The sequence below is a fragment of the Vibrio eleionomae genome (genome assembly GCF_009874545.1).
Taxonomy (GTDB): Bacteria; Pseudomonadota; Gammaproteobacteria; order Enterobacterales; family Vibrionaceae; genus Vibrio; species Vibrio nitrifigilis.
Genome location: NZ_WEKT01000038.1, coordinates 21,266 through 40,543 on the forward strand (window position 1 = coordinate 21,266; position 19,278 = coordinate 40,543).

At 40.7% G+C, this 19,278-nt stretch carries 13 protein-coding genes, 1 other RNA gene and 1 pseudogene; 5 read left to right on the forward strand and 10 right to left on the reverse strand.

The features are described 5' to 3' along the window. Window positions 1-126 precede the first annotated feature (126 nt). Together recN and bamE are read left to right on the forward strand one after the other, a co-directional pair. Complete coding sequence (gene recN, locus F9817_RS16780) at window positions 127-1,788, forward strand: DNA repair protein RecN (RefSeq protein ID WP_161157311.1); 1,662 nt, start codon at window positions 127-129, stop codon at window positions 1,786-1,788. A gap of 266 nt (window positions 1,789-2,054) precedes the next feature. Further along, a complete protein-coding gene (gene bamE / locus F9817_RS16785) occupies window positions 2,055-2,414 on the forward strand; it encodes an outer membrane protein assembly factor BamE (RefSeq protein ID WP_161157312.1) in 360 nt (119 codons plus the stop codon). A 134-nt stretch (window positions 2,415-2,548) separates the two neighbouring features. Here the strand turns inward: bamE and F9817_RS16790 are convergent, their stop codons facing one another. Further along, a complete protein-coding gene (locus F9817_RS16790; protein ID WP_161157313.1) occupies window positions 2,549-2,860 on the reverse strand; it encodes an RnfH family protein in 312 nt (103 codons plus the stop codon). 2 nt (window positions 2,861-2,862) lie between these two features. Continuing rightward, on the reverse strand, window positions 2,863-3,291 hold the full coding sequence (locus F9817_RS16795; RefSeq protein ID WP_161157314.1) for an SRPBCC family protein: 429 nt from the start codon (window positions 3,289-3,291) through the stop codon (window positions 2,863-2,865). A gap of 329 nt (window positions 3,292-3,620) precedes the next feature. Here F9817_RS16795 and smpB point away from each other — a divergent pair, with 329 nt between their 5' ends. The 3 genes from smpB to F9817_RS16810 all read left to right on the forward strand — a co-directional run bounded on the left by smpB (window position 3,621) and on the right by F9817_RS16810 (window position 5,947). Next, window positions 3,621-4,106 carry an SsrA-binding protein SmpB gene (gene smpB / locus F9817_RS16800; protein ID WP_161157315.1) on the forward strand — a complete coding sequence of 162 codons (486 nt, stop codon included), beginning with the start codon at window positions 3,621-3,623 and terminating at the stop codon, window positions 4,104-4,106. A 68-nt stretch (window positions 4,107-4,174) separates the two neighbouring features. Beyond that, window positions 4,175-4,540, forward strand: a transfer-messenger RNA (tmRNA) gene (gene ssrA, locus F9817_RS16805). Between the two features lie 165 nt (window positions 4,541-4,705). Then, window positions 4,706-5,947: an integrase domain-containing protein gene (locus F9817_RS16810; protein WP_161157333.1), complete on the forward strand. Its 1,242-nt coding sequence runs from the start codon at window positions 4,706-4,708 to the stop codon at window positions 5,945-5,947. A 100-nt stretch (window positions 5,948-6,047) separates the two neighbouring features. On the opposite strand, the gene F9817_RS16815 is transcribed toward F9817_RS16810, so the two are convergent. The 8 genes and pseudogenes from F9817_RS16815 to F9817_RS16850 form a co-directional block, all read right to left on the reverse strand. Then, window positions 6,048-9,158: a DEAD/DEAH box helicase gene (locus F9817_RS16815; protein WP_161157316.1), complete on the reverse strand. Its 3,111-nt coding sequence runs from the start codon at window positions 9,156-9,158 to the stop codon at window positions 6,048-6,050. Continuing rightward, window positions 9,148-9,969: a Hachiman antiphage defense system protein HamA gene (locus F9817_RS16820; RefSeq protein WP_237476276.1), complete on the reverse strand. Its 822-nt coding sequence runs from the start codon at window positions 9,967-9,969 to the stop codon at window positions 9,148-9,150. The genes F9817_RS16815 and F9817_RS16820 overlap by 11 nt, the downstream gene beginning before the upstream one ends. Next, window positions 9,969-13,037: a type I restriction endonuclease subunit R gene (locus tag F9817_RS16825; protein WP_161157317.1), complete on the reverse strand. Its 3,069-nt coding sequence runs from the start codon at window positions 13,035-13,037 to the stop codon at window positions 9,969-9,971. The genes F9817_RS16820 and F9817_RS16825 overlap by 1 nt, the downstream gene beginning before the upstream one ends. 1 nt (window position 13,038) lies before the next feature. After that, window positions 13,039-14,196, reverse strand: coding sequence for a restriction endonuclease subunit S (locus F9817_RS16830; RefSeq protein ID WP_161157318.1), 1,158 nt, complete (start codon window positions 14,194-14,196; stop codon window positions 13,039-13,041). After that, on the reverse strand, window positions 14,189-15,670 hold the full coding sequence (locus F9817_RS16835; RefSeq protein WP_161157319.1) for a type I restriction-modification system subunit M: 1,482 nt from the start codon (window positions 15,668-15,670) through the stop codon (window positions 14,189-14,191). Before F9817_RS16835 ends, F9817_RS16830 begins: the two co-directional genes overlap by 8 nt. After that, window positions 15,663-17,165 carry a type I restriction-modification system subunit M gene (locus F9817_RS16840; RefSeq protein ID WP_161157320.1) on the reverse strand — a complete coding sequence of 501 codons (1,503 nt, stop codon included), beginning with the start codon at window positions 17,163-17,165 and terminating at the stop codon, window positions 15,663-15,665. Before F9817_RS16840 ends, F9817_RS16835 begins: the two co-directional genes overlap by 8 nt. Continuing rightward, complete coding sequence (gene mads1, locus F9817_RS16845) at window positions 17,162-17,338, reverse strand: methylation-associated defense system helix-turn-helix domain-containing protein MAD1 (protein WP_161157321.1); 177 nt, start codon at window positions 17,336-17,338, stop codon at window positions 17,162-17,164. Before mads1 ends, F9817_RS16840 begins: the two co-directional genes overlap by 4 nt. Window positions 17,339-17,465: 127 nt before the next feature. Further along, window positions 17,466-19,088: pseudogene (locus F9817_RS16850) on the reverse strand (TIGR04141 family sporadically distributed protein). Between the last annotated feature and the right edge of the window lie 190 nt (window positions 19,089-19,278).

Here is a 19,278-nt window from a genome sequence, read left to right on the forward strand (position 1 = left end):
TTATAATCCGTGTGATTTCTCTGCTCAATAAACCAGAAAAATTTCATCTGATCATCTTTACTGTATAAAGAAACAGTATATACTGTTTTCTTATACAGTATTGTTCAACTATACAGGTGCAATAAAATGCTGGCTCATCTAAGTGTAAATAACTTCGCAATTGTGAAATCTTTGCAACTTGAACTCGCATCAGGCATGACCACCATTACAGGTGAAACCGGTGCGGGTAAATCTATCGCTATTGATGCTTTAGGCTTATGTCTTGGCGCACGCGCCGAAGCCAGCATTGTCCGACAAGGTGAAGACAAAACTGAAGTCTGCGCCACCTTTATTCTCGATAACAACGTCAACGCTACCCGCTGGCTTGAGGATAACGACCTTCTTGACGGTAACGAATGTATTTTACGTCGTACCATTACGAAAGAAGGACGTTCTCGTGCGTTTGTTAACGGCAGCCCAGTACCACTTTCACAACTGAAAGCACTTGGCCAGCTACTGATCAATATTCATGGTCAACATGCTCACCAGCAATTGATGAAAAATGAATATCAGCTCACCATGCTTGATCAATATGCAGGCCACACTGAACTGTTGAAAAAAACACGCCTCAACTACCAAGATTGGCGCCAAGCCAACAACCAATTAAAACAACTCAAAGAGAATAGCCAGCAAAACCTAGCTCAGCTACAACTCCTCGAATACCAAATTAAAGAGCTCAATGAACTTGCCATTGGTGAAGAGGAGTTTGCTGAACTGGAACAAGAATATAAACGCTTATCTAATAGCGGCGATCTTGCGATTAACTGTCAGAAAGCCATAGAGCTGATTTATGAAGGTAAAGAGGTCAATGCCTTAAGCATTCTCCAATCAGCCAGTAGCACCCTGATAGAGCTCGCAGAATTGGACAATACACTTGCGTCTCTACCTAATATGGTGGCAGAGGCAATGATTCAGCTTGAAGAAGCCAACAACGAACTACGTAACTATCTAGATGGCATCGATGTCGATCCCGAACGTATGGCATATGTTGAGCAACGCTATTCACGCATTATGTCTCTCGCTCGCAAACATCATGTGCAACCGGAAGAGCTGTATAACCACCATCAAGATTTACTCAACCAAATTTCTGCCTTGGATTGCTCCGATGAAAAAATGGCGCAATACGAAGAAGAAGTAGAAGAAAAGTACCAACGTTTTATCAAGCAAGCGGAAAAACTGCATAAATCACGTTGTCGCTATGCTAAAGAGCTCGATAAATTGATTTCGCAGAGTATGCATGAACTGAGTATGGAAAAAGCTCAATTTAAAATTGAAGTGAATAACCAAGGGCACCCATCACCGTTAGGATTTGATGCCGTCACATTCTTGGTTTCCACCAACCCAGGACAACCTGTTCAACCTATTGCGAAAGTAGCATCTGGAGGTGAGCTATCACGTATGTCACTAGCAATCCAAGTGATTACTGCACAAAAAGTGGACACCCCTAGTCTAATTTTCGATGAAGTTGACGTGGGCATTTCCGGTCCAACTGCCGCAGTTGTTGGGCGAATGCTGCGTAAACTAGGCGAATCAACCCAAGTATTATGTGTCACTCACCTTCCTCAAGTTGCAGGTTGTGGTCATAACCAGATGTTTGTCGCCAAACAGACCAAAGGTGGAATGACGGAAACTCAAATGCTCAAACTCAACGAAGAGCAGCGTATTGAAGAATTAGCACGCTTATTAGGTGGCAGCCAAATTACAGAAACCACCTTAGCAAACGCTAAAGAACTATTGATTGCTGCATAATTCTGGCCCTCTTGTTTGAGAAACATGGCTAATCAATAAGTAACCATCTTTAAAAGAGCAGGCTTATCCTGCTCTTGTCTTCGTTTCACGCTTGTATCCCCCCACCTTTTTCTTTAAAAAAAGCGAGTTTTTTTGTCATTCTTTGCAACCAAACGCAAAATTCGCAGTCTTAAATTGCTCAGGGAACGTTTGAAGTTTTTACTTCTGCTTCAAGCTTGTTTATTATCAGCCAAGTTTTTGAGTCCAATAAATACAGAATTTTGAATATGCAGTTTACCAAGTGGCTTATCGCCCTCCCTTTAGCCGTGACAGCATTGTCTGGCTGCTCAGTTGTAGAACGTTTGGTTTACCGAATCGACATCAACCAAGGAAACTATATTGAACAAAGCGAAGTGAATCAGCTGAAGTTTGGTATGTCTAAAGAACAAGTACGTTACGTGTTAGGTTCACCAATGTTGGTAGAAAACGGCTACCCAAATACTTGGTACTATATTTATCACCACAAACCAGGACACGGTGACGTGGTGCAGAAAAACCTCATCGTAAACTTTAACAACTCAGGAAAGTTGGTGAAAATCGCGGGTGACTATAAAACTGGCAACAGCTTTTTCGAGGGAATCAACTAGAAGTCAAAAACAGCAACGCACGCTGTTATCTTGATTGGACTGCCTGCACGTTTGGGCAGTGTGCTCAAAAGCCAATACCAACAAAAAGCTCGCTTCAATCAGCGAGCTTTTTTAGTATTTGAAAATTGGTATTACTATTTATTATTCGCTTGCGCTTTGGCTTGTTCAGCTCGTTTGCGGCGAATTTCTTTAGGATCGGCGATTAGCGGGCGATAAATTTCAATCCGGTCCCTATCACGCACAGTGGCATCTAACTTCACGTTACGAGAAAAAACCCCAACCTTGTTTTTCGTTAAATCGATCTCAGGGTACATCTCTAGCAGTCCAGATTTATTAATAATCTCTTCTACCGTCAGATCACTTTTCACAACTAAGTTGATGACTCGCTGCTCATGAGGCAACGCATAAACCACTTCTACATGAATCATGTCACTATCGATGTTCACGATTAATACACCTGTTTTGCTCGTTGGGTAAACGCATTCACCATATTATTGGTCAATTCATTAAAAATCTTACCAAAGACCATCTCAATCATTTTGCTAGAGAACTCAAATTCTAACTTGAGTTCCACTTTGCATGCATGCTCATCAAGCGGGGTAAAATACCAACCGCCCTTTAACGATTTAAATGGACCATCCACCAAATCCATGAGGATCGCTTCGCCGTCACGTAATTCATTACGTGTCACAAAGGTCTTCTTAATACCTGCCTTCGATACATCGACCGATGCCACCATCTTTTCATTGGTGGACTCAATAACCCGCGATCCAGAACACCCCGGAAGAAACTCAGGATAGCTCGCGACATCGTTGACCAGATGAAACATCTGCTCTGCACTGAAAGAGACTAACGCAGAACGACTTACTTGATTCATCTATACTCCTCATGATTTTCCCAGACAGTCCGGCGCAGCGATTGTACTGGCATCCCTCACATTGCTCAAGTTTCTGCCATAAATACCTCAATCAAGATGCTGCGCCCCTTGAAAAGAAAAAAATTGCCCTCAACTTAAAGGTAAGCCGAAAAGCGCACTGAACAAGGTCGCTTCATAAAATCAAAGAACGAAACCTACACCGTTTCCAATGCTTGTATTAGTTGTTACGTAAACAGGCAAAAAGAGTTCATTGACAGAATGAGACACCAAGTATCAAGATAAAGAAAAGCGTTTTCATCACCTTAACTAATCCGTATAATGCGCCCACTATGGCAAAGAAGAAATCAAAAGATAAAGCGGGTAGCAATACTATCGCGCTAAACAAAAAAGCTCGTCACGAGTATTTCATCGAAGATGAAATCGAAGCGGGAATCGAGCTTCAAGGCTGGGAAGTTAAGTCACTTCGCCAGGGCAAAGCGAATATCGCAGAAAGTTATGTCTATCTGCGTGACGGAGAAGCATTTATCTCTGGTATGAGTATCATTCCATTGCAACAAGCTTCAACTCACGTAGTCGCTAACCCAACGCGCATTCGTAAACTGTTATTATCACGTCGCGAACTAGACAATCTGTTTGGTCGAGTTAACCGCGAAGGGATGACACTGGTTGCCACAGCAATGTATTGGTCTCGCTCTTGGGCAAAAATCAAGATCGGTGTGGCGAAGGGTAAAAAACTTCACGACAAACGTGACACCCTGAAAGAACAAGATTGGCAACGTCAAAAAGCACGAATTATGAAAAGTGGATTGCGTTAATTGTAACCACTTGAACTTAGGGAGCTAGACAGAAATTTAGATTCTGTTAGTATGCTCCTTAACAACCTGGGGCTGATTTAGGATTCGACGGGAATTTTGCAGTCTGAGGTGCATGCCGAGGTGCGGTAGGCCTCGTTAACAAACCGCAAAAAAATAGTCGCAAACGACGAAAACTACGCACTAGCAGCTTAATAACCTGCTAAGAGCCCATCTGCCCTAGCCTCCGCTTGTAGGACGGGGAGTTCAGATGGTCAAACCCAAACAAGCTGGCGTGGATTCCCCCACCTGAGGGATGAAGCGTAAGATATAATTCAGGTTAGCCATTCGTTAGCGTGTCGGTTCGCAGGCGGTGGTGAAATTAAAGATCGACTAAGCATGTAGTACCAAAGATGAATGATTTTCGGACGCGGGTTCAACTCCCGCCAGCTCCACCAAATCATAGTTTAAAGACGTCCTCGGGCGTCTTTTTTCTTGCCTGCAATAACAATAAATCAATAACTTACAGTCCATTAACGTCTTTTACCGTCTCACACCAGCTTTGATTTTTGGGTCCACTAATGGGTACACTAGAAATGTGTACATTAGCTGGTGGACCCATTATGGCAATAATCACGACTAAACTAACTGATAAAGAGATTAAGTCTGCAAAACCTAAGGATAAAGAATATATCTTGTCTGATGGAGAAGGTTTAAGACTAAGAGTAAAACCTAACGGAGTTAAACTCTGGTTGTTTAACTATAAACACCCAACTAGAGGAACCAGGACTAACCTTGGTCTTGGTGTTTATCCAACAGTTTCCTTGGCAATGGCCCGTAAACTTACCTTGGACAACAAAGAGCTACTTGTACAGGGTTTAGATCCAAAATCAGAAAAAGACAGACAAGAGCAAGTCTATCAAGCTATCCATACTAACACTCTTATCAATGTCGCCAAACGATGGCTCGAAGTAAAACAAGATAGAGTAACAAGTGATTATGCCAAAGATCTCTGGAGCTCATTTGAACTCCATATTTTTCCTTCCCTAGCTGACACCCCAATTACAAAAATTAACGCTCCAGATGTCATCAAGGTCCTACGCCCTATCGAAGCCAAAGGCAGCTTAGAAACAGTTAAGCGTCTAACTCAGAGACTCAATGAAGTAATGACCTATGCCGTCAACTGTGGGTTGATTCAAGCTAACCCTCTTTCCGGTATTAAAGAAGTTTTCAAAAAACCAAAAAAAGAAAACATGGCCGCTCTCGCTCCAGCAGAATTGCCTGAGCTTATGCAAGCCATCGCTACCGCCAGTATCAAGCGCACTACACGTTGTTTAATTGAATGGCAGCTGCATACAATGACTCGCCCTAACGAGGCATCAGGTGCTCGCTGGGAGGAAATAGACCTAGAAACCAAGATTTGGACGATTCCACCAGAACGCATGAAAAAAAGAAGAGAGCATCGCATTCCACTGACAGAACAAATGCTGGCTTTACTGGAAGTCATGCAACCAATCAGTGGACATCGTGAATATGTTTTTCCATCGGACCGTGACCCTAAAAAGCCATGCAATAGCCAAACCGCCAATATGGCTTTAAAACGTATGGGCTTTGCTGGGCGTTTAGTCAGTCACGGATTACGATCATTAGCCAGTACCACGCTCAATGAGCAGGGTTTCGAACGAGATTTGGTTGAAGCAGCATTAGCGCACGTTGATGACAACCAGGTACGTAGTGCTTATAACCGTACAGACTACTTAGAACGTCGCACTCCCATGATGTGCTGGTGGAGTGAGCATATTGAAAAGGCTTCTCAAGGAAGTTTATCAATCACAACCACTCGTAATCTGCGAGCCATTGGTTAACAAACAAAAAATAAAAGTATGAGGGAGGACATAATGTCCTCCTATCTTATGCTCGTTGAATTGAATAAAAATACATTAACCGTACTTAGAAATAATTCCCCTAACTAGCAAATACAGAATGAGTAAATACTGAAGGAAATTCACTCAATCTTTGTTGTATCAAGTTTTGGTTATCTCTTAACATAATCTTCGTAGGTATGTTTGAATTTATCCCATTAAGAACAAGTAATTCTGAAATATTCTTCGCCACAACCCTATCAGCCAAACCATTAGCGTACAGATCGACAGCGAGACTATCACATAAGCCAATTTTTAAAGACGTTTGAAGCTGCTTAACGAGCTCTGCAACTGGAGGGTTACCTAACAAGTTTTCCAATAGATCTGCGCATGCACCGACTACCAACATGACGTCATAACCTAAGCTACTATCACAAATGTCGATTATATTTTCAATTTTAAGTGTTCTCTGCTGTTTTCCTGCCCGAAATTTAAAGCCATCTCGCTTAGCATTTAGTAAGATATTGTTATATGAATCTCCTGAACACCACCATATTGCAACCGACCGCCCTGCGTCTTCGCCAATAAGCTTGCCAAGACTATTATTTGTTCCTAAATATGCAATAAGTGGCCAGAAAAGTGACAACAAACTAAAAATATCTAATTCTTCATCAAATAACTCAATATTCTTTCTTAACCAGGTTTCGATATACTCCAAATCTCGAATTCCAAGCAATGCTTTTCCGTAGCAAAGACGTTTTTCTACCGGCAGCAGCTTCACTTTATCTTCAACATTTCTGAATACTTGTACTAACTTTCGCTTTTCCTCAACATTAGCAATAGAAAAAGCAAAAGTCTTACTGTAAAGCTCTGTTAAAGCCACATCATCATTCATTTCTTCATCGTTTAAATTAGCCAAGAGAAAACTTTCCAAGCTTTCTACATATCTAATTCTTTGATGCATTTGATTCAATAGGTTAGATATATCTAATCCTTGACGTTCGGCCGCTTGAATGAGTAATTTTTCATATTTATCAGGGGAGTCTAAAAATTTCATGGGATCAACAGGAAATGGATCATCGGTAAAAGGTTGAACCAACGTTAAAAGGCTACTGGAGCACGCTTCAGATTTAGAAGGATCCAATAAAATATTCATTTGCTCCCACTGTCTACTCTTTTTTGAGCGACGCTGGTCAAACAATTCCGTATCAGCAAAAATGATACTTCCTTCTGTATGTTTGCCAGCCCTACCAGCACGTCCAAGCAAGTTGTGAAAATCTCTTGTTGAGATGAGTTTTTTCCCTTGAAAGACCCCAGACATGACCAAGTATTTAATTGGAAGATTAACTCCTTGAGCTAATGTTGATGTACATATAACACAACGACCAAGCCCATTTTCCATAGCGTACTCTACTGATATGCGCAATCCATTGGGAATATTAGCACTATGAGGGAGTACACCAAGCTGTATTGACTTGGTCACATCTGCATTCAAACCCAAGTGCAATGCTGAAAGATTCCCAATTTTTTCAATTTCATCTTGAACACTATAAACTAAAGGAGAATCCAGTTGAGGGATAAGTTCTAACGGTTTAATTACTTCTCGACATATTTTTATAACAGAACTTTTTTGACCACAAAAAACAGCAACTGGTCCATACTTTGAAAGTTTTAAACCCAAATACGCAGCAACTAATGATTTGTCACTTTTGGGTGGAAAAAACTGTTGTTTATCATCTTCATCTGCCTTAGGTATTTTTAACGCTTCCATTACCCTCGGAACATAGAATTCTTCTGAGTTGATATCAAATGGCTTAACATAGTGGAACTCTCCCCTTCCTCTTATCCAGCTACAAAATGCAATACTCCGCTCGGTGGAAAGACATTCAGCCCCATTAACAACACTTCCTTCGCCAGCATACAACCAATCTCCAATAGATTGAGCATTAGATAAAACAGCAGAGATCAAAACGTGTTGTGTACCTGACCCTAATTTTCTTTTCAGACTAGTCACAAGTAACTCATACGTAACCCCACGAGCACCAGTATCAAACTGATGCCCCTCATCATAAATTACCAATGATATCTTTTCTGATAATTCTGGTTTATGACGCAATAGATAAACAAGCTTTTCTGGTGTTGCCACCATAACAGTCGGAATAGATACATTATCTATCTCTTGTTCAAATAATTGTTCAAACAATTGAAGATCAAATTCATCTATTTGGGGAATATCATTAAGTTGATTTACTAATACATTTTCGTCAGAAAATGCAATGGATAATGAGCTACTAATTTCTCGACATAAAGATCTAAACGGAGCAATAATCACAGCAACGGTTGATCTCCCAGATAAGAAAGAAGAACGAATAATTAACTCTGTTGACTTTGTTTTCCCTGCACTAGTTGGAAGCTGAATAACAGAAGATTTCCCTATGAATACCCCCCCCTCACCAAGTAAGCGCTGAGCCGGCCAAAATTCCTTGATAAACGATCGTTTTTGCAAGGCAGGTAACCAATCTTCAATCATTAACCCGGTATACTTAGGAAGCATTTCCATCGAAGAATTACTAATTTTCTTATTCACAATAGCAGTGATTATATCGGAAAAAAGTATATCTCTATCGGTCCCTGAGTCATGAACCCGTTCTCTAATTCTTTCTGATATTGAAATAGCTGAATCATCACGAGCATTAAGCGGATTAAAATAGACGTTTAACTCTGTAGCCAAAGATATCATCAGAGACTTATATGAAGAATTGCTTGCTATTTTAGGTGGAATTCTAAATTTACCAATCAAGATCCACTCCAGAAAGAATTCTAACCCTGTATCCGTTAATTCAGTACTTAATGATGCAAGTCTAGAAGCTATAACTGATGAACTTCCAGGCATATCAGCAAGGTAGTATGCAGCAGAAGCTAACAAGCTTAAGTAATAATCGTAACCGGTTTCAAGCTCAGTTTTAACTAAATTGTCAAAATAACTTGCAGCATTACGCAATTCTAATCTAGCCTGTGAAATGGCTACTTCATGATCTTTTTCATCTAACTCCATTCGACATAAATCACCTAACATACCAATAGTCATCAATAGCAATTTCTGCGGGGCAACGGGTAAACGAATATGATCTTCTGGCTCTAAACCAAATTCATTCATTTTGGCTTTAGACTTAGTAATAGCAAGCAATGTATTGGCTGATTGTTCAAATTTCACTTGCGGCCACCTCATATAACACATGAGCTAATGACATTAATTCAGATCCATGAAAAGCAATGAGGTCTAATTCTGCAGAATGTGGATGTTGAGATGAATCTGCATGGGAGAGGAGAGCTGGATCAAAAGCAGAATCAGAACAAACTGCAGCAGCTCCAAAATGTTGTTGATATGGCTGATTAACAGAATCTTGGAATCGATTGATAAGTGGAATACTGGAACGTTCATTGCGATCAAACATTCGTTGTTTTATCCCATTGAGTGATTCAGCAAGCCGAAGCTCATCCTTAACAGAATGGTCGATTGCTTCTTGAAGCATATCTTTAGGTGGACTTGTTAACTTTGATTTCACTTCATAAACCAACAATACATCATTTGCACTATTAGTTGGATCTTGCTTAAAAGCAAGAACATCCGAGCCTTTGGTTGACTCATTTGGAATTGCTTTTCTATCATATCGAGTTCTAGGAACAATATACCCTTGAAGAAACGTTAAGTAATCAGCTACCAAAATCTCTGCGAAATCACCAGCCCTAATACTAGGACCTGGCGCTTTAGTTTTACTTGGAAACTTCATACTTAACAGATAATCAGCATTAGTTTGATTAGGTGCTTTTAAAAATTCAATGTCTGAGTCAAGACAATAATGATTTCTAAAATGCCTTGCCCATTCTTTCATCGTTGCTTGATCGTTAACATCATAATCGAAACGGTATATTTTCGCCTGTTTACCGCAAGCTGTTGTAATAACAGTGCCGGTATCGATCAACCATTTTAGATGTTTGTCTGTCCAGGGCAAAGCAACTGCCATCAGTAATGCTCCTCAATATAACCGTAAGCCTTAGCAAACAGCTCTTTATCTTTTCCTAATCCAAACTGCGCTAGCGTTAAGAGCAGAGCCTTTTGAATCTCTCTTGGGCCACTGTTTGAGCTTTGCCATCCTTCAAAACGCGTAGTTCGAACTATCTTATCGATTTGTTCTACAACATCACCAATCAATTTAGGTGTACTTTCAGGGCGCGTTTCTAAAAACAGTTTAGTTAATGCTTGTTTATTATCTTGTTGGGTAACCGGATGCTCACCAGTTTCACGTTCAGCTTGTACCGTATCTTTTGCCGCATCTAACAAGCCTTTTAACCAATCAATTGCCTTAATCACACCGGCTTCGTAGTCCTGGCGTAACTTTTCAAGTCGCTCGCCTAATGCTACAAATCTAGGGTTACCACTGCCGCGTAATCGGCCCATCAAATCAATTTCTAATTGAGCAGCACGCTTCTTTTGTTCTTTCTCAGTTAGCGTGAAGATGGAATTCTCATCCATGATTAACTCATCAATATCATCACGAATGCGATTGATGTCAGTATGTTCATGAATCATCTTAATGGTTTCAGGCCCTAGCGCCGCCCAAATTAAAGAGCCGGTTTGACCGACCGGACGAACCGATTCATACACCTGAGCCAACCATTTATAATCTGTTCGATATGGATTTAAAAAGACATCTGGGTTTATCGCAGACCACAACTTCGAAAGTACACCAAACGCCGCTGCAAACTCATCGCGTTTATCATTGGTAGGTAAACACTCCTGCGCTGCCATAATGCCTTCAAAACCTTCAAGGGTTCGATCTACATTAGGAAAGAAAGCTAAACACTTATCCATCTGAACTGGTAGTAAGGCTTTAAATGCTTCGATCCCCTCAACAACACCTTCGATTTCATCAGGATTATAGGCCAATGCCGTTCGTAAGTTCTCGAACACACCAAGGTAATCAATGATAAGCCCCATCTCTTTTTTCATACCATCAGTTTCGTACAAACGGTTCGTACGACACATAGCTTGAAGCAAGGTATGATCTCGTAATGGTTTGTCCAAATACATACAGTAACAAATTGGAGCATCAAAACCTGTGAGCAATTTTGCTGTCACAATCAGTAATTGGACAGGCTGATTAGGGTCCTTATAATCCTCGATTAAAGCTTTCTGTTTTTGGTCATCATTGTCGATTTCTTGCCAACGTTCAAAATCAGCCTCTTCGATCGGCAATTCAGGATTTTTGCTCCACTTGAGCCAATCTTTATTCCGTTTACCTTCTTTGCTGCCGCTAAGCTCTTTGATTGGCGCCTGGTCGACATTCATCACAACTTCGACCGCATCAAAACCTAACTTCTGACCTAGCAGGTAATACATCTGTACACAGGCATCACGGTCGTACACCACTACCATGCCTTTCATATGTTTCGGTTTAACATGGGTCGTGAAATGGCTGGCGATATCTTCACTAATTGCAGCCATTCGTTTTGGTGCTTTTAGCATGACCGCTAACTTGCCCGCTCGTTTAGACAACGCTATTTTTTCATCGTCGTCCAAATCATGTTCTTTGGCCATTTCCTCAAAGGCTTCATCAATCGCAGTGCGATCCACTCGCAACTCAGCTAGACGAGGCTCGAATTTAACTGCATTCGTAGCTCCATCTCGAATAGATTGCTTATAACTGTAGCGATTCATGTATCGCCCTTCATCCTCTTCAGCACCAAAGAGTTTGAAGGTGTTGCGGTCAATCCCAGAAATTGGTGTACCCGTTAAGCCGTAGAAATGAGCATTCGGCAACGCCCAGCGCATCTTGTCACCCAAAGAACCCTCTTGAGTTCGATGGGCTTCATCCACCAGCACAATAATATTGTCACGTTTATTCAATCCATCTGGGTTATTCTCATCCATTACCACTTCTTTAAATTTGAAAATAGTAGTAATGAGAATGCCGCGACTATCTTGCTCGATATGTTCGCCAAGCTTTCTACAGCTATTTACTTTGATGAGGTTCTTAACGTCGGCCCCACCGAACGTTTCACTAATCTGGGTATTTAGGTCACGTCTATCGACAACGATTAATACCGTCGGATTTTTTAGATCATTATCGGATCGCAACATACGAGCCGCATATAGCATCAGTAATGACTTACCTGAGCCCTGGAAGTGCCAAATTAATCCTTTTTTGGGATAACCGTTTTTGACTCGTTCAACAATCTGTTTTGCAGCTTCAAATTGAGGATAACGCGGTAATATCTTGATTCGTTTTGGTGGGTTATTTTTGCCTGTTTTAACCGTTGAAAATAGCGCAAAACATTCAAGTAGTTGTAGCAAGGTTTGAGGATTTAATAACCCTTCAACACTATCGAGAACAGTAGCGAGCCCCGGTAGAATCTCATCTCGCTGCTCTGTTTTATGCCAAGGGCCCCAATCTTTCGCTCGCGCATTGATCGCGCCATAAGCGAACGTTTTTCCTTCAGAAGCAAAGCACAATAAGTTAGGCACGAAGAACGGTTCAACATTTTTCCAATAGTGCTTTTGGCCGCCCATAAAATCAGCAGCGCCATCTTGCCAAGTCACACTTGGACGAGTAGCGGATTTTACTTCCCCCACCACCAGCGGGATACCGTTCACGTAAAGAACGATATCGAAGAACACCTCTGTCGCTGCAATGAAGTGAACCTGTTGAGAAACAACAAAGTGGTTGTTTTCAAGGGTATCAAAGTCAATTAGCTTGATAGTAATATGGTCGCCGTTCTCGCCAAACGGTAGGCTTTTCTCTGCCATCAACCATTCATGAAAATTCTCGTTCGCTTTCACCAAGCCCGTGTGCTTGGCTTCCAACATCAAGCCACGAAGTTTGTATATCACTTCATCAGCATAATCGGGGGTTTTAGTGATTTCAGGGTTTAACGAACAAAGCGCGTCTTTAAGCCAAGTATCGACGAAAACATCGTGAGTTTGCTTAGGTAAGCTTTCACCATGGCAGTAATTCCACTGTACTCTGCTTAAGCCTTTTAAGCAGTCAATGATTCCATTTTCTGTGACGGTTTGTTCGTTAAAATTTGACATATTACTCGCTCAACAAGTACGTTTTTATCTCTTCGAGATGATCTATTTTTCCGAATTGCAATCGACTAAATGAATCGAGTTCGTTAAGTGACTTTGCAATTGTCTTTTGTATGGTAATAGGTGGTAAGATAACAGACATATTTAGCCAATTATCTGTTTTAAATAACATTTTTTCAATATGTATCCCAACACTATTAATAAAAAAGTAATTTCTTAATCTTGGGGTTTTAACTAACCAAGAAAAGAAGCTCATATCTAAACCATCTTTCGCATTGAACACATCATATTCATTCGATACTACGCTGCCAGAGAGGGACTTTGGTACTACGCCACAACCGCCATGAACGATTTGTCGTTTTGATATAAGAAAGTCACCTTCTTTTATCTCAAACTGACTTTTTACTTTAATATTTTTGCCAAGAATAACTTCCCGCGCTTCCACGCCACCAAAAGCTCTCCTTGCGACTACAGTCCCGTATTCAGAATCATCAGATAACTTTACAGGTCTGCTAACCTTAACTAGAACGTCTTTTAGTCTCACAACCAAAGAACCTTTCGGACAACGCTCATCAAGATTATCCGTAGGGCTGTATTTTCCTAGAGAACCGCATGTTTTCTGAAGTAGTGATGATATTAGTTGATAAGTTGCTTCAACTTGCTGCTCTACGGAAGTTCTATTTCTCTGAATATTCAACAAATCATCAGCAAGCATTCTTTGCCCAACAAGGTCTGGTAGCGAAAACTCTACTTGCCCTAAATCTTTGAATTTTGTTCTAGGAGATAAAGAGCCTGACGAGGTTTTTATCGCATGAGACCAGACTTTATTTGAATGGATCAAAAATGGAAAAAGTTCTGGGTCAACCACTGACTCATTAGCCTCCAAAACTATGATGTCTCCAGAGCATACTCCATCAAAACTCGCTATTGCTGCTTTTCGTAGGTAAGGGCGTCTCTTGCCAAACAGTATATGGCCTTTTTTAAATACTCGAGTAAAACTAGGTTTATCTTGAGCTACACTCCCCCAACGAGAAAGAGTTAGAGAGTTCGAATCTATATGTTCTAACCCAATATACTTGTCATAACCATCTTTTAAAGGATCTGAGCTAGTAAGTTTCGGCTCTCTACATATATCTTTTAGTTTAATAACTTGCTTATTCATCGCTGCCCCAATTGATACCTAAATCCCCTAACAAACACTTTATTTCTTTTACATGGCAATGAGACTTTGTTTGATCGGCCTTCCAAGACTCTACCGAGGTTCCTATGTTTTGATTCGACTCGCCAGAATCTTGGTAAAGATAGAGTGGTAATGACAGGTTAAAGTTGTACTTTTCTACTTCATCAATACTAACCAAAGTGCACTCTCTTGATTCGCTCGAGGTAGAACTAAAATGATCGCATATGTTTTTTATGTTTTTCTCTGACAAGAAATAATTTGATTTTATGCTAGTTATTTCATTTTTAGCATCGATAAAAAGTATCTTATTCTTCCTGGTCAATGATTTATTCTTGTTAAGAACAACAACGCATGATTCCATCGAAGAGTTATAAAATAGGTTTGGTCCAAGTCCTATAACAGCTTCAATAATATCTGACTCAACTACCTGTTTGCGGATAGCTTGCTCCGAATCACGGAACAGTACTCCATGAGGCCAAAGCATCGCCGCACGACCAGTATCCGGTTTTAAGCTTTTGATGATATGAGTATAGAAGCCGTAATCCGCGCAGCCTTGCGGTGGAACACCGTACATGTTGCGCCCATAAGGATCGGCCGCAAACTTTTCACGGTTCCACTTTTTAATGGAATACGGAGGGTTAGCGAAAATGACATCAAACTGTTTGAGCTGATCGTTCTCGATAAACTTAGGATCACCCAAAGTATCGCCACGCATCACATCAAACTCTTCGATGTCATGAAGAAACATGTTCATACGAGCGATTGCTGATGTTAGAAGATTGACCTCTTGACCATAGAGATGCACGCTGCGCCACTCTTCACCGTGAGAGCGTAAATCCATCACAGCATTAAGCAGCATACCACCGGTACCACAGGTTGGATCATACGCCGTTTCACCAGGTTTTAACTGCATGATACGCGTCATTAAATGCACAACCGTACGGTTGGTATAAAACTCAGCAGCCGTATGCCCGGAATCATCGGCAAACTTTTTAATGAGGTATTCGTACGCTTCACCCAAATCATCTTGAGCAACCGACTTAATTCCCAAGGGGATTTTACTGAAATGCTGAATTAAGTCAGACAACAAGTCATCCGGCAAACGTTCTTTGTTCGTCCACTGCGCATCACCAAACACACCATGTAAACGCTCATTTCGAGATTCAATTAAACGAAGAGCATTTTGCAATGCTTCACCAATATCTTTACTGGTATTACGAATCTTTTCCCAACTTGCTTCTTCGGGAATATCAAAGCGGTGAAACATTTGTGAGATAGCTAGATCTCGATCACCAGTTTGTTTGAGTGCATCAGTCAATTCTTCCGTATAAACATCGGATAATCTCTTAAAAAACAAAAGAGGAAATATGTACTGCTTATAATCCGATGCGTCAATTTGACCGCGAAGGAACTCGGCCGCTCCCCATAGGAGATCTTCTAGATTTTTTTTATTCATTCATCAATCCCTCTTTAATCAAAAGGGCTTCAAGTTCTTGTTCTGCTTTATCTAAGGCTGCCAGTTTTTGCGTAAAATCTTTTAATGCTTCTTCAACAGAGATAGTTTCTTCTTCCAGTGGCTTTTGCACATAGCGAGCGATGTTTAAGTTGTATTCGTTTTCTTTTATCTCACTTAGTGGAACCCATCGAGCAACACCTTCAATATCTTCAGCTTCAGGACCTTTAATTCGCATTTTCTGATAGATATCGTATATATCATCGGCTTGCTTTTCTGATAGGGTGTTTTGTGCTCGGCCTTTGGTATAAATTTCTTCTGCATTAACAATAAGCACGTGATTGTTATGTTCTTCTGGTCTTTGCTTACGAAGTACCAAAATACAAGCCGGAATGCCTGTGCCATAAAACAAATTAGAAGCGACACCAACAATTGCTACTATGCGATTTTCTTTAAGTAACTGCTTGCGAATTTTCCCTTCAGCACCGCCACGGAAAAGCACGCCGTGAGGCAATACCACCGCCATACGCCCCATTTCATTTAACGACGCATACATGTGTTGAACCCAAGCAAAGTCACCATTCGTTTTCGGTGCTAATCCATATTTGCTACGACCATATGGATCCGCGCTCCACTTGTCATGTCCCCATTCTTTCAAACTAAATGGTGGATTCGCGATGACACAATCGAAAGTCTCCAACCGATCATTTTTCAAAAATTTAGGATCACGTAAGGTGTCACCTCGCACAATTTCAAAATCTTCCTGACCATGTAAAAACAGGTTCATTCGTGCAATGGCTTCCGTTGTCAGGTTCTTTTCCTGACCTTTAATCGTTAGCTCACGCGGTTCACCACCACTTTCTTTAACATGGTGAATCGTTTCGAGCAGCATCCCTCCCGTACCACAAGCAGGGTCATACACACTTTCTTTCGCTTGAGGATCAAGGATGTTTACCATTAAACGAACGATGGTCCTTGGGGTGTAGAACTCTCCCGCTTTCTTATTCGCTTTATCAGCAAAACGTTTAATCAAGTATTCGTAGGCGCGCCCCATATCATCATTACGAACATTCGATACGCCTAAATTCACCTTGTTGAAATGGTTTAGTAACGTAGCGAGTAGCTCATCTGATAAGCGCTCTTTGTTAGTCCAACTCGCATCACCAAAAATGCCATGTAGCTGTGGGTTAGAGAGCTCAATACCTCTGAATGAATCTTTTAATGCCTGACCGATATCTTTGGTTTCTGCAAACACATCATTCCAATGGCAAGCTGGTGGAATTTGAATACGGTGAAACATGTCACCTTTTGCTAACTCTTCATCCCCCACTTGTTCGAGTGCGTCAGCCATTTCTTCGTCATACACATCACAAATACGTTTGAAGAAAAGAATTGGAAAGATGTAGGTTTTATAGTCAGAGGCATCTATCGGACCTGTAATGATGTGAGCAGCCTGCCAGAGGTGCGCTTCTAAGTCATCAAGCTGAATTAGGGTCATTGTTGTTTCTTGTTCTCTTCAATCCACGATTCAAGGTCTTCACGTTTAAAACGCCAAGATCCACCTACTTTAAATCCAGGTAGCTTTCCTTCGCTGGCAAGACGATAAGCCGTCTTTTCTGCGAGTTTTAAGTAAGCAGCCACCTCTTTCAAGGTTAAAATTTGGTCTGTCATTTCAAAGTGTTATCTCATGGATTTTTTGTTCAAATTAGATAATGAGAGAATAAAGGAAAATTGAGGAATTGGCAATCGCAGTTCAAATCGCGACATAATATACAATTACAAACTAACTTTATGTTTTTTAGTGTGATTTACCTTTATGTGGCTTACACTTTTTCTTCATTAATAGTTGAGGATCAACATCAATCTTAGCCAGAGATATTTGATAATTGAGTGCTATGAGTGTCTTAAGTGCATTCTTCAATGTTACCTTCGAAAAAAATGGTAACTCTTCTGGAATATTTTTGTTTGTCGCTATTGCGTAAACAATCTGGTAATTGCTGGGATCGGGTCTATTTTGTGGATCTTGTAACTTTATAGACAACGGCAATTTGGGGTTTAGTTTTTCGCGATACCATTAATCTTTAATGAAGGCTTCCGCAGCGACAAATCCTTGAGAGAACAGGTGGCTCAAGGTACTGGAGCTCCGATATAACTTCACATGAATAAACTCATTTCCATTGCGAATCAAATCACAATGCTCTAGCTTGTCATATGGTCCACCGATCTTTATGTTTTTCTTATCCATCAAGCAAAAACTACTATCTTTGTCGACAACATACTGATTGTAATCTTCCTCTCGATCATGATTATAAAGAGGAAATTGATAAGGGTGATTATCTAACTTATTCAGGTAATCATCGACGCTATCCACGAAATTTTGATTTACTTTGTACCAAATACCATTTCTCAAAATGTACTGATTATCGCTGTAAGTAATTTCAGCATACAAACAACGGTAAACAGGCCAACTTTTTACCGACTGATACTCACTATTATTGACATGGACAACATTATGTTTCATTTGCTCAACGGTTGGCACAGCCCCATTCAAATAGGCAACGTAATCATCTAGGGACAGTACGATGTGGCGAGGTGTTCGTTGATAAATATCGAATGAATAACCAATTTGAGTTTCCCAATCGACGATTTCTGGCTCACCTAACCAAAAACCATCATATTGGCCTGTTTCAAAGCAACTATCCAGTTCCATATCGAGGACTTCCAATTCATCGAAATCACGTACTCTATTGATGTTCTCAACCCAACTGAATTGCTCTGGTAGTTTCGCCCGATAACGATGCAAAGCCTCAGACAAAATATTTGGAATATCTGCAAGATTAGTTTCGACAGCTAAGGTTAAAGAATCACGCCCTGTAACATAACTTCCAAACTCTTCCACCAGCGAAGTCCCAGTTATGGCATAAAGCATTTCACTTTCTGAATCGAGATGGAGATTAAAAATATCCACATCCCGTGTACTTTGAGTTCTGGAGTTAAGCGGATTGTGGTCGTAACTGGCTTTATCGAGACTCCTCAACTTGTCTGGATTTACTGAATTCAATGTCACCTTCAATCCAAAATCTCTTTCAATAGCTTCTTGTTGAATCAAATGAAATCCGGTACCAAACGACAATACGAAGGTATTACCTTTCATTTTTACCACAAGTACCGCACCAACATTAGAAGACGTGCCAAACGCTGATGAATCAACTTGATTGCTATTGGTGAATATTCTTGTCCAAGGAGGAATTGTTTTGGGTGGTTGAATCTTGATATACAGTTCCGCAGATTCAACATCTGGCAAATCAAGGTGAATAGGAGCTTTAACATTATCCATCTTGATGAGATCAGTATCCGGTTTGCGACTATCGCGTGCGAGATAAATGGATAGCTTTTCCTTACGAATTTTCTGCGTTGTCATAAAGTATCGCTATCCTCCTCCAACGTCACCAATATGACACAATTAAGGGATATGCAACCAAACACCCCTGTATTTTAGATAAGCACAACTCCATCCATTCATCAACGTCGCTTTCCACCTAAGCTACAGCTTTATCTCCCAAATTCACCAATTTTATAAAGTCTTCATCACCCATCAGCGATAAAACTGC

Excerpts from the sequence above, each read along its gene's own strand:
- recN (WP_161157311.1), top strand. The coding sequence starts at position 127 with ATGCTGGCTCATCTAAGTGTAAATAACTTCGCAATTGTGAAATCTTTG.
- bamE (WP_161157312.1), top strand. The coding sequence starts at position 2,055 with ATGCAGTTTACCAAGTGGCTTATCGCCCTCCCTTTAGCCGTGACAGCA.
- F9817_RS16795 (WP_161157314.1), bottom strand. The coding sequence starts at position 3,291 with ATGAATCAAGTAAGTCGTTCTGCGTTAGTCTCTTTCAGTGCAGAGCAG.
- smpB (WP_161157315.1), top strand. The coding sequence starts at position 3,621 with ATGGCAAAGAAGAAATCAAAAGATAAAGCGGGTAGCAATACTATCGCG.
- F9817_RS16810 (WP_161157333.1), top strand. The coding sequence starts at position 4,706 with ATGGCAATAATCACGACTAAACTAACTGATAAAGAGATTAAGTCTGCA.
- F9817_RS16820 (WP_237476276.1), bottom strand. The coding sequence starts at position 9,969 with ATGGCAGTTGCTTTGCCCTGGACAGACAAACATCTAAAATGGTTGATC.
- F9817_RS16825 (WP_161157317.1), bottom strand. The coding sequence starts at position 13,037 with ATGTCAAATTTTAACGAACAAACCGTCACAGAAAATGGAATCATTGAC.
- F9817_RS16830 (WP_161157318.1), bottom strand. The coding sequence starts at position 14,196 with ATGAATAAGCAAGTTATTAAACTAAAAGATATATGTAGAGAGCCGAAA.
- F9817_RS16835 (WP_161157319.1), bottom strand. The coding sequence starts at position 15,670 with ATGAATAAAAAAAATCTAGAAGATCTCCTATGGGGAGCGGCCGAGTTC.
- F9817_RS16840 (WP_161157320.1), bottom strand. The coding sequence starts at position 17,165 with ATGACCCTAATTCAGCTTGATGACTTAGAAGCGCACCTCTGGCAGGCT.
- mads1 (WP_161157321.1), bottom strand. The coding sequence starts at position 17,338 with ATGACAGACCAAATTTTAACCTTGAAAGAGGTGGCTGCTTACTTAAAA.